Raw genomic sequence first — 15,963 nt, forward strand, 5'->3', positions numbered from 1 at the left:
GCACCTACTTGCGACGAAGCAGCGCCGAGACCTCGGGCATCTTAAAGACGAAGGCAAGACCAAAAGTTACAGCGAGCGAGACGACGCCTGCAACACAAACGTAGCCCAGGGTAATGAGGATCGAGCTGCCAAGCGCTCCGACAAAGTGCTCAAGTGCCCACATGACGCCGGCGCCCGCGGCAGCGCCCAAGCCACCGAACAGTAGGCCGAAGAAACCGCCATGCAGGATAGACTTGACCTGAAGGCCATGCAGACGACGGCGCAGCCACCACAGTGAGCATCCGACCAAGACCACGTAGTCAACGACGTACGAAAGCGCAATTGCCGGCATACCGTAGCCCAGCACCACGCCAAACAGCAGCACCGAACCGGCCTGGCCGATAGCGGAGTACAGGCAATAGCGGCTATAAGGTTTCATATCGAGCAGGGCCGAGAAGCTCTTCTGCATCAGCACGACCACGCCGTAGAGCGGCAGGGAAAGTGCCAGATAGATAAGGAACTCCGACACCAGCGCCACACCGGATTCATCGAACTTGCCGGCGCAGTAGATCATGTTGAGCGGACGGGCGAAGACGATCAGATACATCGCAAACGGAATCAGGAAGAAGAGCATCTGGGCGACACCGCGCGAAATGCCCGTGCGGACGCTGTCGTAATCCTTCTCCTGCGCATCGTGAGAGAGTTCGGTATAGAGTGCCGTCGAAAGCGAGGCGGCGATCAGCGCATAGGGCAATGTGTACCACAGGCGCGCATATGCGATGACGGAAGGGCCGGTCTCGGGCTGCACCACCAGCGCGGCGGCATTGGTAATGGAGGTCGAGACAAACATGCACACCGTGGCGAGCAGCGTCGGGATACCAAGCGCGATCGTCTGTCGCAGCGCGGGATCCTTAAAGTCGATAAGGATATGAGGATGCACGCCATGCTTGCCAAGCGCGGGAATCTGGCAGGCCATCTGGACAAAGACGCCGAGGGTCGTACCAACTGCGATCAAGATAATACCGGCCTGCTCGCCAAATTGTGCAGACACGGGAGCAAAGCCCATAAAGCTGGCGATGACGATGACATTGTTGAGAACCGGGGCAAACGTCGACCAGAAATAGTCGCGGTGTGCGTTGAGAACGCCCGAGAACACCGAGCCCAAGCCATAAAACAGAATTTGAATAGCAAAGAAGCGGAACATGAACGCAGCGGTATCCATGCTGCCGCCATCGCCCGAAAGGAACGACTGCGTCCAAATAAAGCCGGGAGCAAACACGGTGCCCAGCAGCGAGATACCGCCCAGCAGCAGAAGCAGAATACCAAGCAGGTTGCCGACATACTCGTTCGATGCCTCGCGACCCTGCTCGCGCCTCACACCCATATACACCGGCAAAAACGCCGTAACGAGCATGCCGCCCATCACGAGCTCGTAGAGCATGTTGGGCAGGTTGTTGGCAACCTGATAGGAGGACGAGAGCAGCGACATACCGATGGTGGCCGCCATGGCCCACGTGCGGATAAACCCGGTAACACGCGACACGATGGTCAGCACGGTCATAAGGCCAGCAGAACGACCAACCGTGGAGTAGTCCGACGAACCCATATCGTCTACGTCGTCCTGAGAGTCCTCATAAACCTCATCTTGTGGCGGCAAATCGTCCACGACGGCAAAGGAGCCGGTCATCGCAAAGGGATCGTCAACCAAAACGGCGTCATCAGCAGGTGCGGCGTCATCGCTGTTCGGCATGTTGTTACCGGATACGGCATCATCATCGAATATGGCATGGTCGCCAAACACCGTGTCAACTTCATTGGCGGCGACGGTTCGGGCAGAAAACGACAGAGGGTCCCAGTCGTCATCACCGTCGATGGCCACGCCCTCGACGGGATCGGTCGAACCAAGCGGCGACCATTCGTCATCCGAAAGAAGCGGTTCGCCATCATCATGAGCCGTGGGCTTGGCGGAATGAGCGGCAGGAGCGCTCTGCGGTGTGCTCTTTCCCTGGGCTGCCATCAAAAACACCGCCGTCTCATCGGGACGCGGCTCACGAGGAGCCTCGGAGGCGATCGGCATCACGCTGGCGCTCGATTGAGCGGCGGCCAAAAAGACAGCCGTCTCATCGGGACGAGCCGAAGAAAGAACCGTACGGGGAAGTGCCGTGCCGGCACCGGCGGCACGCAAGTATACGGCCGTCTCGCCCGGGTCAGCGGCAGCGGACCAGGCGTTTCGAATCTCGTTATCGAACGAAGCGGCCTCGGGCGCGGGCGTCTGAGGAGCCGACCCTTTTGCAAAGTGAGCTCCGCGCTTTGATTCTTCCTGCGGCATCGCTCAGTCCTCTCTCGTGATCGGGGCAACCGTCGCCCCGCAAAATGCAACTAAGTCATCGGGAGCAAGCTCAAGCTGATAGCCGCGCTTGCCACCCGAGATAAAAATGGTATCCCAAAGGACGCATGTCTCATCGATCAGAGTCCGGAAGCGTTTTTTCATACCGACCGGACTGCAACCGCCGCGGACATACCCCGTCGCGGCAAGCAAATCTTTGACATGCATCATGGTCAGCGACTTTTCGCCTGCGGCGCGCGCGGCGGCCTTGAGGTCGAGCTCGTCGGCAACGGGAATGCAGCACACGACATGGTCGTTGGACGGCGTCGTGCAGACCAGGGTCTTAAATCCCTGACCGGGCTCCTCGCCAAGCTGCTCGGAAATCGCGACGCCCAGCCCCGACGATTCGTCGTCATCGTCTTCGTACGTATGGAGAACATAGGGGATGCCGGCGCTTTCCAGCTCACGCATGGCGTTGGTCTTTGGCGTCTTCACGGCCTTCGGCATGGCATATCCTTTCCCTCATATAAGAACGCAATTTTTAAGTATATGTCCATTTGCGCGGCATACGCTATCTCGACAAAGAGAGCGCCACCGAATCGCAAGGAATCGGCGGCGCTCATGTTTCAAAAACACCTATGTATTAGGCATCGAGTTGCGCTTGACGCTCCTTATCGCGTTTGAGCAACGGCGCCAAGAACTTGCCGGTATAGCTCTGCGGGCATGCCGCAACCTGCTCTGGCGTACCCGAGACCACGACAGTTCCGCCACCGTTGCCACCCTCGGGACCCATATCGATCAGACGGTCGGCGACCTTGATGACATCGAGGTTGTGCTCGATCACCAACACCGTATTGCCCGCATCGACTAGACGCTGCAACACATCAAGTAACTGGCGAACGTCCTCGAAATGAAGACCGGTCGTAGGCTCGTCCAAAATATAGAACGTCTTACCCGTCTGACGGCGATGAAGCTCCTTGGCGAGCTTTACGCGCTGCGCCTCACCACCCGAGAGCGTCGTGGCGGGCTGGCCCAAGCTCACATAACCTAGGCCGACGTCATACAGGGTTTGAAGCTTTCGCTTGATCTGCGGAATATTCCCAAAGAAAGCCAGTGCCTCGGCCACGCTCATGTCAAGTACGTCCGAGATAGTCTTGCCACGATAGGTAACCTCGAGCGTCTCGCGGTTATAGCGCTTGCCGCCACAAGCCTCGCAGGGAACATAAATATCGGGAAGAAAGTGCATCTCAATCTTGATCTGGCCGTCGCCCTTGCACGCCTCGCAGCGTCCGCCGCTCACATTAAAGGAGAAGCGTCCCGGCGAGTAGCCACGCGCCTTCGACTCCGGCGTGCTCGCAAACAGCGCGCGCAGATCATCCCACAGGCCAATATAGGTCGCAGGGTTCGAACGCGGCGTGCGACCGATCGGCGACTGGTCAATGTCGATCACCTTATCGATGCACTCGATGCCCTCAATCTTCTTGTACGGACCCACGGGACGCGTCGAACGGTGGATGGCATTCGTAAGCGCGGGCGCAATCGTATCGGTGACCAGGGAGCTCTTGCCCGATCCCGAAACACCGGTAACGACTGTGAGCGTACCGAACTCAATCTTGGCGGTAACGTTTTTGAGGTTGTTGGCGCGGGCGCCCGTGATCTTAAGGCAGCCGCGGCCGGGCTTGCGGCGCTCGTCTGGCACGCGGATCATCCGCTTGCCGGTCAAATAAGCACCCGTCATGGAATCGGGGCACGCCATGATATCGGCAGGCGTTCCCGCGGCGACCACGTGCCCGCCGTTGACGCCCGCGCCTGGCCCCATATCGATCACATAGTCGGCAGCGCGAATCGTGTCCTCATCGTGTTCAACGACGATAACGGTGTTGCCGATATCGCGCAGGCGCTCGAGTGTCTTAATCAGCCGCTCGTTGTCGCGCTGGTGAAGACCAATCGAAGGCTCGTCCAGAATATAGAGAACGCCCATGAGGCCCGCACCGATCTGCGTAGCCAGGCGAATGCGCTGCGCCTCACCGCCGGAAAGCGTCGCCGAAGCACGATCGAGCGTCAGATAATCAAGGCCGACATCAACCAGAAAACGCAAGCGTTCCAGGATTTCCTTGACGATACGACCGCCGATGAATTGTTGACGCTCGGTGAGCTCAAGGTCCTCAAAAAACTCGAGCGACTCGCGGCACGACAGGCAACAAACCTCATAAATGGACTTGCCGCCCACGGTGACGGCGAGCATCTCGGGGCGCAGGCGAGCACCATGGCAGCTCGAACACGGCTCCTCGCGAATGTACTTCTCCAGGCGCGCCTTAGTGTTCTCGTTGGTCGTCTCGGTATAGCGCTCGTACAGGATATTGCGCACGCCCGAAAACTTGGTGTCCCACTGGCTGCGACGACCGTCGAGCTTTTGATAGTCCACCGAAATCTTCTTGTCGCCCATGCCATCCAAAAATGCACGGCGCACTCGCGGAGGTAGGTCTTCCCACGGTGTATCCGCGCTCACCTTAAAGTGCTTACAGACCGCGGCGAAGATCTGGGGGTAGTAGTTCGAATTGCCGAACAGGCTTCCAAAGACCCCATCGGCAATCGACTTCGACGGGTCCTCAATCAGCGCCTCGGCATCGGCCGTTTTCTTAAAGCCCAGACCATCGCACTCGGGACACGCACCATAGGGCGCGTTGAACGAAAAGTCGCGGGGTTGTAGGTCGTCGATGGAGTGCCCGTGCTCCGGGCACGCCAGAGCCAACGAATACTCCAGCAGCTCGCCCTCGGTTCCCTCGGGAGCATCGCGATCGGGCAGCATGTACACGTTCACATTGCCGTGTGCCAAGGCAGTCGCCTGTTCAACCGACTCGGCGATACGGCCCAGAGAGTTTTCCCGAATCACGATGCGGTCGACTACGACCTCGATATCGTGCTTGAACTTTTTGTCCAGATCGATGGGGTCGTCGAGCGAGCGTACTTCGCCGTCGACACGCACGCGGCTAAAGCCCTCAGCCCGAAGATCCTCGAACAATTTTGCGTACTCGCCTTTGCGCCCGCGCACCACCGGTGCCAGCACAAACGCACGACGACCCTCTCCCGCTGCCAGGACCTTATCGGCGACCTGGTCGGTGGTCTGGCGTTCGATAACGCGACCGCACTCGGGGCAGTGTGGCGTGCCCACGCGTGCAAAAAGCAAGCGAAGGTAGTCATAAATCTCAGTTACAGTACCCACCGTCGAGCGCGGATTCTTGGACGTCGTCTTCTGATCGATCGAGACGGCCGGCGAAAGGCCGTCGATCGAGTCTAGATCGGGCTTGTCCATCTGGCCTAAAAACTGGCGCGCATAACTCGACAGGCTTTCCACGTAGCGACGCTGACCCTCGGCATAGATCGTGTCAAACGCCAGCGAGCTCTTGCCCGAGCCCGAAAGACCGGTAATGACCACGAGCTCGTCGCGCGGGATGGAAACATCGATATTGCGCAGGTTGTGTTCGCGCGCACCACGGATAACGATAGAAGAATCAGACATGGAAGCTCCTTGCCTCCTATAACCTCAAATCACACTGTCGATGAGTTTAACGCACTCAACGCGCACAGATGTTCGTAATACAAGATTCGCAGACCTTTTGCTTTGCGTGTCGGGTGCTTTGTTTCTCGAAATGCCGTGGAAAGGTTAGAGTAATCTAAAACTGAACTTAATTTGCTGTAACAGAGGAACGTCCATGACCGAAGATATCCCCCTTGAAATCACTTCGAGTGGCATGGCCAATCTGCCCATATTCATCGCCGTCCTTATCGTGGCCGCCGTCGTCGTGCGCGTGTATTTTTCAATCAGACACAACGAAAAACCGCCCATTGCCCGCGTCTTTTGGTGCGCGATGCTCCTCATCCCGCTCGGCATGGTAGCTGCATGGATTACGAATCAATTGCTCGTAAATGAGGACTGTTCCCTATGGGTCCTTTCTTATTCGGCGCTCGGTGCTGCCGCCGTCATACTTCTTGTCGAGCCCTTGGTTTCGGGACTTATCGACCAAACCGATCTTGCGACGGGAACGGTTGCCTGTATTTGCCGCGACATCCTTGTCGTCGCCGCTGTTTCAGCGCTCTCGTTCGTTTCACTCGAAATTGCCTGCAACGAAACGTTCTATCGCATTCCCGCCAACTCATTCGGGTTTTCCGTTGGGCTGCTCGCGACGGTTCTGCTCTCCCTTTATTTGCTGGGACAGCGTCATGGAGGCGTCATGGCCCTCGTGCCCGTCGTCTGTTGCACCCTTGGCATTGCCGAGCACTTCGTCATAACGTTTAAAGGCGAGGCCATCCTGCCGAGCGACATTTTGGCATTGGGCACCGCAATGGAAGTAAGTGAGGGATATGAGTTCACCTTCACTGCAGGAATCGTAACCTCACTCGCCCTGCTGGAGATTTCCCTGGGGCTTCTTTCGCTTATCCGACCGCGAAAGCTCCGTACGCCCGCCCATGTCTTCCCCGCAATCGCCGCTAACCTCTGCGCTTTTCTGCTAGTGACCGTTGTGGGGCTCTTGGGCTTTTCCAACATCGACTTGGAGCAGTCGCTGGATTTTGGATTTGACCGTTGGCAGCCCATCACCACGTATGCGTCTCAGGGTTTTATCACTTCGTTCACCGAAATGGTCAACGAGTTGCCCATTGAAAAGCCCGAAGACTATACGCCCGATGAGGCGCAGAGCATCGAGCAGAAGCTCGCCGCCACCTACGACAGCACGTATGGCTCGAGCGAGCAGCGCGCGGCGGCCGTTGCCCAGTTCAATGAAATCAAGCCGACGATTGTTGCCGTCATGAATGAGAGTTTTAGCGACCTTTCGTGCTTTGAGCAGCTCCAGGCGGCCGGGTACACCGGCCCCGCATTCTACAACTCGCTTCCCGACACACTTGTTCGCGGCACCATGCTCGCTTCGGTCGCCGGTGGCGGAACGGCGAACTCCGAATTCGAATTTTTGACCGGAGCGACAACGGCCTTTGTCGGATTAGGCAAAATCCCCTATCAGCTATATCAGATGAATGGCGTCAACAGCCTGGCAAAGGACCTTAAGGAGCTTGGGTATACCGCTACCGCTATGCACCCGCAAAACCCCGTCAACTACCATCGAGATAAAATCTATCAGCAGCTGGGCTTTGGAGACTTTCTTTCAATCGGCGATTTCGAAGGTGCGCCCTGTTACCATGCCGGCGTATGCGACTACGCCACCTACGACAAGATACTCGACCTGCTTAGAACCGACGAAGCCCCGCAGTTCATCTTTGACGTCACGATGCAAAATCACGGCGGCTACGACTATGGCACCGTTCCCGCCGAGGAGCTGACAAACTATTGGGTCGAGGGAGCCAGCGAGGGCGCCAATAGCGCGCTCAACACCTATCTCACCTGCATCAACGCATCCGACCGGGACCTCGAGTACTTTATCAACGAGCTCCGCAATATCGGCAGACCGGTTGTCCTTGTCTTTTTTGGCGATCATCAGCCGAGCGCCGCAACGACTCTCAACGACGAGCTGTACCCTCAGGAAGATACGGCAAGCCACGCTTTCCGTATCTATCAGTCGACATATTTTGTCTGGGCTAACTATGAAATCGCCGGCAATACCGAGCTCAACGTCTACGACACCGTCGGGGCAAACGAGGTTGCAGCCATTACCCTTAATAAGATCGGCGCCCCGCTCACCGACTATCAAAAGGCCCTGCTTGCAACAAGGTCAGATGTGCCCACCATCAATGTCGCCGGCTACCTTGGTGCCGACGGGCTGCGCTACGACTTGGAATCTGAAGACAGCCCATACGCCTCGACGATCGACAAGCTGCAGCGCATGCAATACCTCGAGTTCGCCAGCAAAGTTCAGTAAGCCCGCCCATTCGCTTGGACCCATCGTATTGCAAGCACGCTCGGCCCAAATGCATCGTAAATGACTCCCGCTCGCAAACGAGGGTACAATGACGCTCGTGTCACATCACGGGGCCCCGGCCCCAACATATACAAAGGAGTCATACATGGGTTGCGAGCACGCACAGGCCGCCGGCGGACAAACGTCGCCGTCGCAATTTGAGGAGAATACGCTGTCCGAGGTCAAACGCGTCATCGCCGTGCTTTCCGGCAAGGGCGGTGTCGGCAAGTCGTTTGTCACCGGTGCCATCGCCACCGAGCTTGCCCGTCACGGCCACAAGGTCGGCGTCCTCGATGCCGACATCACCGGTCCCTCTATCCCCAAGATGTTCGGTATGAGCGGACGCCACGTCCATGCCCTTGGCAACCTCATGCTGCCTGAAATCTCCGAGCACGGCGTCAAGGTCATGAGCTCCAACCTTCTGCTCCAAAACGAGACCGACCCCGTCCTTTGGCGCGGTCCGGTCATCGCAGGCGCCATTAGGCAGTTCTGGAGCGAGACCTCATGGGGCCCCATCGACTACCTGCTGGTCGACATGCCTCCGGGAACAGGCGACGTCGCTCTCACCGTCTTCCAGTCACTGCCCGTCGACGGCATCGTCATCGTCACGAGCCCGCAGGATCTGGTCTCGATGATCGTCGCCAAGGCGGTCAACATGGCCGAGAAGATGAACGTCCCCATTCTGGGCATCGTCGAAAACATGAGCTATATTGAGTGCCCCGACTGCGGCAAGAAGATCGAGGTCTTTGGCAAGAGCAAGCTCCCCGAGGTCGCAGAACGCTATAACCTCGACATCTTGGGCACGCTTCCCATCAATCCGTCACTCGCCGAGGCCTGCGATAAGGGCGAGGTCGAGACCGCGCTGCCCGATGGCATGTTGCCCAAGGCAGTCTCTGCCGTCGAGGCCATTACCCCGCACGAGACCGACGAGGTCTAAGTGAACACGAGCGCCTTCTATGACGTCCTGGTAATCGGCGGCGGGGCTTCAGGCCTCGCCGCCGCCATTACGGCCGCACGTGCTGGCAAAAGCGTCTGCATCGTTGAGTGCGATGTCGCCTGCGGCCTTAAGCTCCTTGCGACCGGTAACGGCCGTTGCAACCTCTCCAACGAATCGATTGATCCTCAGCGGTATAACCACCCCGCATTCGTCGAATCTGTCATGAGGACCCAGCCCGAACAAGAGCTTATGGGTTTCTTCTCCTCGCTGGGCATCATGACAACCTCCGAGGAAGGCCGGCTGTACCCGCGCTCCCTTCGCGCCGAATCGGTGCGCGACGCGCTTCTCAACGTTTGCGACCGCCTAGGTATCACCTTAATCTGCGGAGCCAATATTGCCACGGCGCGCAAAGATCCCGAAGGCTGGGCACTCCAAATAAACCGTCCAGCGCGGGCGCTAAAGGCAAAAAAGCACGACGACCGAAAATCGGAGCTCCGCTCGCTTCGGAAGGCACTCGCCGATGTCCCTCGCAAGAACGAAGCCCTGCAGGCACATGCCGTAATTATCGCCACGGGCGGCAACCCCACCGGTATCGCCGATACGTTTGGCCTCCCCCTCACCTCGCTGCGCCCCATCCTCTGCCCCGTATCGGCAACGGTCGTTGGCGATCGGGCGGCACTCAAGACGTTGGATGGTCTGCGCGTCCGCGCCCGCTTGACGCTCACCCGTAACCATAGTGAGCTCTGGCACGAAGACGGTGAAGTACTGTTTCGAGCCTTCGGCATCTCGGGCGTCGCTGTCTTCAACCTCTCCCGTCGTATCCAGCGCGGCGATACGATCCTGCTCGACGTTTTCCCCGACCTCTCCAAAGACGAGCTGCTCGATATGCTCAACCGGCGCGTTGAGCTGCTCGGCGGCTTTTCGCCCCGCGATCCCCGTTGGCTCGACGGCATGCTCGCCCCGCAACTCTCCCGCGTCGTCTGCACGACGTTCGAGCAGTGCCATCCAGGCTCCAACGATGTCATCCATCTGGTCTCAATCCTCAAACACTTTAAGCTGCTCGTCGAGGGAACAGCCGAGGAGCGCTCGGCGCAGGTCACGCGTGGTGGCGTATCTGTCGAGAGCATCTCAATACCCAGTCTACGCGCGCGCAGCGCTGTCGACGCCCCGCTTTACATCTGCGGCGAAGCGCTCGACATCGACGCCGATTGCGGAGGCTTTAACCTTGCGTGGGCCTGGCTCTCGGGCATTCGCGCCGCAAGCAGCCTGTAGCCGCGCAGTCTATAATCAAAAACGCATTCGGGCCGTCTGGGATACCGGACGGCCTCTTTCTTGCCTCTAAGGAGACCTCGATGATCGAAATCACCCAAGTCAACGCGTCGCTCGATGAAGCCGGCGATGAAAATGCCTGCCTCATTGTTGGCAAGCGAGTCGCCAAGCGCGTCCTACGTTGCAAGGACTCCGAGATCAAGTCCATCGAGCTCCACCGCAAGTCAATCGACGCTCGCAAAAAACGAGACGTCCATTTTATCCTGAGCTTTCGTGTTGAGCTGACTAGTCCCCACCTCGAGCGAGAAGCGGTCGACAGCGTCGCCGAGCGTGACCGCTCGCGCGTACGCGCGATAGAGGACGATGGGCCCTCATTCCCCTCCCCCGTCTCCGACGCACCTCAAGAATGCCCTGTCGTTGTCGGCGCCGGATGCGCTGGCCTTTTCGCTGCACTCACCCTTGCCGAAGCGGGTCTTAAGCCCTTGCTCATCGAGCGCGGCGACCCAGCATTTCGCCGCTCGCATGCGATCGATCTCTTTCTAAAGGAGCGCATTCTCGACCCCGAGAGCAATATCCAGTTTGGCCTGGGCGGCGCGGGGACCTTCTCGGACGGCAAGCTCAATACGGGAACCAAAAATCCCGCCCATCGCCTTATCCTCGAAACCTTCGTCGAGGCGGGCGCGCCCCGCGATATTCTGTGGGATGCCAAGCCGCACATTGGCTCCGACATCCTTCCCACGGTTGTCACCGCTATATCCCAGCGCATCGAGCAGCTCGGAGGTGTCGTCCGTTATCGAACAAAGCTCGTCGACATTCACATCGACGCGTCTGGCGCCATTACCGGTATTGATGTCCAATCGTCCCAAGACGCCGCTTGCGAGCCAATCGAGACAAAGCACCTCATCCTCGCCTGCGGGCATTCTGCTCGCGATATTTTTGAGCTCCTTAAGGACCACAACGTGGCCCTCGCACAAAAGACCTTTGCCATGGGCGTTCGCATCGAGCATCCGCAGCGCGACATCGACCGAGCCCAATATGGAGCCTTGGCGGGACATCCTGCCCTCGGAGCAGCCCCCTACAAGCTCGTCGCCCATCTTCCCAACGGCCGCAGCGTGTTCTCGTTTTGCATGTGCCCCGGCGGACAGGTTGTCGCCGCCTCTTCCGAGCAGGGCCACCTGTGCGTCAACGGCGCTAGCCTCAATGCCCGCGACGGACGCAACGCAAATGCCGCCTTGCTCGTTAACGTCACGCCTGAGGACCTTCCCAACGATGACCCGCTCGCCGGCATCGAGCTCCAGCGTGCCTGCGAGGCGGCCGCCTATCGCCTGGGCGGTTCCAACTGGAACGCACCGGCACAACTCGTCGGAGATTTCCTCGCAGGACGCGCCAGCAAGGCGCCCGGAAAGGTAAAGCCCACCTATCCGCTCGGTGTGACCTGGACGGCAATTGACGAAGCCCTGCCGCAGCATATCGTCGAGTCGCTCCGCCTGGGACTTCCCCTACTCGGAAAAAAGCTACGAGGCTACGACCGTCCCGATGCCGTTCTTACCGGCGTGGAGACTCGTTCGAGCTCACCTGTCACTGTCACCCGGGACCGAACGTGCCATGCCGTGTCGACCCCGGGCCTCTACCCTTGTGGTGAGGGAGCTGGATATGCTGGCGGCATCATGAGCGCGGCCACCGACGGCATCCGTTGTGCCGAAGCCCTGATCGCGGACCTCTAACGCACGAATTCCAGCGCGCAAAAGACACAGGCCCCGAGCTCCACAGGGAACTCGGGGCCTGTTCGCTATTTCTTAAACCGTGCACCCTGGCGTTTTCTGCCCGATGCGAAGGTGGAACCCTTGCGGGCCTGCGAACGTAAGCGCTCGATCGTCTCGTCCTCAGACGCGCCCTCGAGCATCGCCCGAATCTGAACGACGGCATCGCGCAGGCGCGCCGCCTCCTCAAAGTCCATGGCGGCAGAAGCGTTGCGCATATCCTCTTCCATGGTTTCGACGATCCGCACAAGCTCGTCATGCGGCAGTTCTTCCAACTGCTCCGCAAATGTCTGCTCGGGCGCCACCGTTTCCGGCACGCCGCCCTCGCCCGACTCATCGGGCGTATAGAATGCGCCATGACCAAGAGAATCGCCCTTCGAGCGCCCCTTGGAACCCACGGTTTTTTCGGCCTCGGCAATAAAACTTGAGATGTCGTTGATGGCCTTGCGCACTGTCTTGGGCACAATGCCATGCTCTTCGTTATATGCCATCTGAATCTCGCGACGGCGCTGCGTCTCCTCGATGGCCTCTTTCATCGAATCGGTCACAACGTCCGCATACATGATGACTTCGCCATCGGCGTTACGGGCCGCGCGGCCAATCGTCTGAATCAGCGAACGGCGGTTGCGCAAGAAGCCTTCCTTATCGGCATCGAGAATTGCCACCAGTGAGACCTCGGGAAGATCCAAGCCCTCGCGAAGCAGGTTGATGCCAACGAGAACATCGATCTTGCCCTCGCGCAGCGTTCGCAGGATCTCGACACGGTCCATTGTCGCCGTATCAGAATGCATGTAATTGACCTTAATGCCCGCATCAAGCAGATGGTCGGTCAGGTCCTCGGCCATGCGCTTGGTCAACGTGGTCACCAGCACGCGCTCCTTGCGGGCAACGCGCTCGCGAATCTCGTCCTCAAGATCGTCAATCTGACCGCGAACCGGACGCACATCGATCTTGGGATCGAGCAGACCGGTCGGACGAATAATCTGCTCAACGTCGTTCTGGCTAACCCGCAGCTCATAGTCGCCCGGTGTTGCCGAAACGTAGATGAACTGGGGTATCCTTGCCTCAAACTCATCGAAACGAAGCGGGCGGTTATCGAGCGCCGAGGGCAGGCGAAAACCGTGTTCCACCAGCGTCACCTTACGCGAGCGGTCACCTTCGTGCATGCCGCGAATCTGCGGCACCGTCACATGGCTCTCATCGATGATGCAGAGCATATCCTTGGGAAAGTAATCGATTAGGGTAAACGGCGGCTCACCCGGCTTGCGACCGTCCAGATGACGCGAGTAGTTCTCGATGCCGTTGCAAAAGCCCATCGTCTCGAGCATCTCAAGATCATAATCGGTGCGCTGCTGCAGACGCTGCGCCTCGAGCAACTTGTCGGTCGCCTTGAGCTCCGCCACGCGCTTCTCGCACTCTTCGCTGATCGATTTCAGAGCCGCCTTGACCTTCGGCTTCTCGGTCACATAGTGTGATGCCGGCCATACGGGGATGGCCTCGTACTCACGAAGCATCTCACCGGTGACCTCATCGATCTCGGCAATCAGCTCGACCTCGTCGCCAAAGAACTCAAACCGCAACGGATGCTCAGCATAAGGCGGATACACGTCGACAACATCGCCGCGCACGCGGAACGTGCCACGCGCCAGGTCATAGTCATTGCGATCATATTGAATGTCGATAAGCGCATGGATAAAGTCATCGCGCTCGAGCGGCACCTTCTTGTCGACGTTTGGAGCCAGACCCGCATAGTCCTCAGGAGAGCCAATGCCATAGATACACGAGACCGATGCGACAACGATCACATCACGTCGAGAGAGCAGTGACGCGGTCGCCTGATGGCGCAGCATCTCGACCTCTTCGTTAATCGAGGAGTCTTTCTCGATATATGTATCGCTTTGTGGCACATACGCCTCGGGCTGATAGTAGTCGTAGTACGAGACGAAGTAGACCACAGCGTTATTGGGAAAGAACTCTTTGAGCTCGCTCGCAAGCTGAGCGGCGAGCGTTTTATTCGGAGCCATGACAAGGGTCGGCTTACCCAAGGCCTCAATGGTTTTGGCCATCGTAAAAGTCTTACCCGAACCAGTCACACCCAGCAAAACCTGATAGCGGTCTCCGTCCCTCACGCCCCGTACAAGCGACTCAATGGCCTTAGGCTGGGAACCAGCGGGCTCGTATGGTGACACGACCTTAAACGGCACATCAGCGCCCTCAACGCCAAAGCGCTTAAGTTCACCACCAACGCGTTCTACTTCAAATTCCGCCATGGATACTCCTAACTCATACATCTGCAGTATACGCAGGCGGTGGGCTTAGTCCTATACGAACCGATCGGGATAGAGAGTCTTATATCGAACCCAGGCATTATTGACGCGGATCAGATAAGCCTGCGTCTCGGGAAAGGTGATTGCATTATGAAGCGACGTACTCTGCTGCGCCCATCCGTCGACATTGCCCATGCCGGCGTTATAGGCGGCAATGGCACTGTCAGTCGACCCGTTAAAATACGCTAGAAGATACGAGAGATACGCACAGCCAAACTCGATATTCGTAGCCGGATCGTTAAGGTTGTCGGCCGAATACTCGCCACCGTCGACAAGGCCTTTGGCGATCATATCCTGGGCAGTCTCGGGCATCAGCTGCATCAATCCCTGAGCACCCTGATTCGACTCGGCCTCGGAATCCCAATTCGATTCAGACTTAATGACAGCGCACACCAGATACGGATCCAGATTATGCGAAATACCGGATTGCTTTACATACGCCTCGTAGTCAATCGGATACAGCGGCTTAAAGAAAGCGGCAGGAGCATACGAGTAAACGAATGAGATAAGGCCGAAGGCAAAAACGGTAGCCAGCGGTATAAGGCGATACCACGTAAGGAAACGTGTCTTAGGCATCGGCCTCCTCCTTATCCACTACATCCCCGAACCCATGGCACGAAAGCCATGCGTCCAGTTGTTCAAAGAGCGAGTTATCGTCTGCCGCATTGTCAATCACAGTTGTAGCGAGATTGCACAGCGCAGACTCTTCGGGCTGGCAAGGAGAACGGGCATCGAAATCAGATGGCTCCATGCCACGTTGAATAGCGCGCTCGCGACGAACTGACAAAGGGGCGCTGATGACCAAAATTTCATCAGCCAAGCCAAATGCATCCTCAAAACCAGTCGGAGCAGAAACCTCGACCACCGCAAAGGGATAACGGGGAGACGAAACCGTACAACAAACCGGATCGAGAATCCTAAGCGAAAGCTGTTCAATGAGAACGGGATGCACAATGCCATTGAGCCGTGCGACCGAATCAGGAGAAGCAAAAGCTCGAGAAGCGAGGATGTTGCGGCGAATGCCGCCATCCTCATCCAAAATGTCCCAACCGAATTCATCCGCGAGAGCATTGACGATATCAGAGCCCGGCACATACAGCGATTTTGCAAGCTCATCCAGATCGATTAGCATAGCGCCACGAGATTCGAAATAGCGGCAGGCAGTCGACTTACCCGAAGCAATATTGCCCAAGACAAATACGGTAAACATCAAGCCCTCCCTAACGCCAATGCGAGTAATTATCGCTCAAATACACTAGAAGGACTCAAAATACAGCCAAACAGTAAGAGCGCATACGGGGGAACTAGGTCCCAAAGTACAACGTGTATATAACGCAAAAAAGGAGGAGGCCGCGAGGCCTCCCCCTTCTCCATCTTGGATGACGGCTCGGTGCCGTCCACCGGTCAGCGGCGCCCTGGCCTCCCACGGGCTGACCCCGCAGTACTCTCGGCGCGATGG

At 58.0% G+C, this 15,963-nt stretch carries 10 protein-coding genes; 4 read left to right on the forward strand and 6 right to left on the reverse strand.

Annotation, left to right across the window (positions count from 1 at the left end):
- Positions 1-4: 4 nt before the first annotated feature.
- The 3 genes from murJ to uvrA form a co-directional block, all read right to left on the reverse strand.
- A complete protein-coding gene (gene murJ / locus I4W07_RS03200) occupies positions 5-2,308 on the reverse strand; it encodes a murein biosynthesis integral membrane protein MurJ (RefSeq protein WP_230317449.1) in 2,304 nt (767 codons plus the stop codon).
- Between the two features lie 3 nt (positions 2,309-2,311).
- Positions 2,312-2,812: a Cys-tRNA(Pro) deacylase gene (ybaK, locus tag I4W07_RS03205; RefSeq protein WP_118081932.1), complete on the reverse strand. Its 501-nt coding sequence runs from the start codon at positions 2,810-2,812 to the stop codon at positions 2,312-2,314.
- 136 nt (positions 2,813-2,948) lie between these two features.
- Positions 2,949-5,825: an excinuclease ABC subunit UvrA gene (uvrA, locus tag I4W07_RS03210; protein WP_196025590.1), complete on the reverse strand. Its 2,877-nt coding sequence runs from the start codon at positions 5,823-5,825 to the stop codon at positions 2,949-2,951.
- 193 nt (positions 5,826-6,018) lie between these two features.
- On the opposite strand from uvrA, the gene I4W07_RS03215 reads away from it, so the two are divergent.
- The 4 genes from I4W07_RS03215 (at position 6,019) to I4W07_RS03230 (ending at position 12,141) form a co-directional block, all read left to right on the forward strand.
- Entirely contained in the window at positions 6,019-8,172 is a 2,154-nt protein-coding gene (locus I4W07_RS03215; RefSeq protein ID WP_196025591.1) for an LTA synthase family protein, read from the forward strand.
- Between the two features lie 145 nt (positions 8,173-8,317).
- On the forward strand, positions 8,318-9,148 hold the full coding sequence (locus I4W07_RS03220; RefSeq protein ID WP_196025592.1) for an Mrp/NBP35 family ATP-binding protein: 831 nt from the start codon (positions 8,318-8,320) through the stop codon (positions 9,146-9,148).
- A complete protein-coding gene (locus I4W07_RS03225) occupies positions 9,149-10,420 on the forward strand; it encodes an NAD(P)/FAD-dependent oxidoreductase (RefSeq protein WP_196025593.1) in 1,272 nt (423 codons plus the stop codon). It begins immediately after the preceding gene.
- An 80-nt stretch (positions 10,421-10,500) separates the two neighbouring features.
- On the forward strand, positions 10,501-12,141 hold the full coding sequence (locus I4W07_RS03230; RefSeq protein WP_161116050.1) for an NAD(P)/FAD-dependent oxidoreductase: 1,641 nt from the start codon (positions 10,501-10,503) through the stop codon (positions 12,139-12,141).
- Positions 12,142-12,206: 65 nt separating this feature from the next.
- Here I4W07_RS03230 and uvrB read toward each other — a convergent pair whose 3' ends face one another.
- The 3 genes from uvrB to coaE are packed head-to-tail and all read right to left on the reverse strand — an operon-like array spanning position 12,207 to position 15,714.
- Positions 12,207-14,447: an excinuclease ABC subunit UvrB gene (gene uvrB, locus I4W07_RS03235; RefSeq protein ID WP_196025594.1), complete on the reverse strand. Its 2,241-nt coding sequence runs from the start codon at positions 14,445-14,447 to the stop codon at positions 12,207-12,209.
- Positions 14,448-14,498: 51 nt separating this feature from the next.
- Positions 14,499-15,080 (reverse strand): lytic transglycosylase domain-containing protein, encoded by a 582-nt coding sequence (locus tag I4W07_RS03240; RefSeq protein ID WP_196025595.1) that lies wholly within the window; start codon positions 15,078-15,080, stop codon positions 14,499-14,501.
- Complete coding sequence (coaE, locus tag I4W07_RS03245) at positions 15,073-15,714, reverse strand: dephospho-CoA kinase (RefSeq protein ID WP_196025596.1); 642 nt, start codon at positions 15,712-15,714, stop codon at positions 15,073-15,075. The genes I4W07_RS03240 and coaE overlap by 8 nt, the downstream gene beginning before the upstream one ends.
- Positions 15,715-15,963 lie beyond the last annotated feature (249 nt).

The organism is Collinsella aerofaciens, from assembly GCF_015670745.1.
Lineage (GTDB): Bacteria > Actinomycetota > Coriobacteriia > Coriobacteriales > Coriobacteriaceae > Collinsella > Collinsella aerofaciens_T.

Coding starts and splice junctions, on each gene's coding strand:
- murJ (WP_230317449.1), bottom strand. CDS start 2,308: ATGCCGCAGGAAGAATCAAAGCGCGGAGCTCACTTTGCAAAAGGGTCG.
- ybaK (WP_118081932.1), bottom strand. CDS start 2,812: ATGCCGAAGGCCGTGAAGACGCCAAAGACCAACGCCATGCGTGAGCTG.
- uvrA (WP_196025590.1), bottom strand. CDS start 5,825: ATGTCTGATTCTTCTATCGTTATCCGTGGTGCGCGCGAACACAACCTG.
- I4W07_RS03215 (WP_196025591.1), top strand. CDS start 6,019: ATGACCGAAGATATCCCCCTTGAAATCACTTCGAGTGGCATGGCCAAT.
- I4W07_RS03220 (WP_196025592.1), top strand. CDS start 8,318: ATGGGTTGCGAGCACGCACAGGCCGCCGGCGGACAAACGTCGCCGTCG.
- I4W07_RS03230 (WP_161116050.1), top strand. CDS start 10,501: ATGATCGAAATCACCCAAGTCAACGCGTCGCTCGATGAAGCCGGCGAT.
- uvrB (WP_196025594.1), bottom strand. CDS start 14,447: ATGGCGGAATTTGAAGTAGAACGCGTTGGTGGTGAACTTAAGCGCTTT.
- I4W07_RS03240 (WP_196025595.1), bottom strand. CDS start 15,080: ATGCCTAAGACACGTTTCCTTACGTGGTATCGCCTTATACCGCTGGCT.
- coaE (WP_196025596.1), bottom strand. CDS start 15,714: ATGTTTACCGTATTTGTCTTGGGCAATATTGCTTCGGGTAAGTCGACT.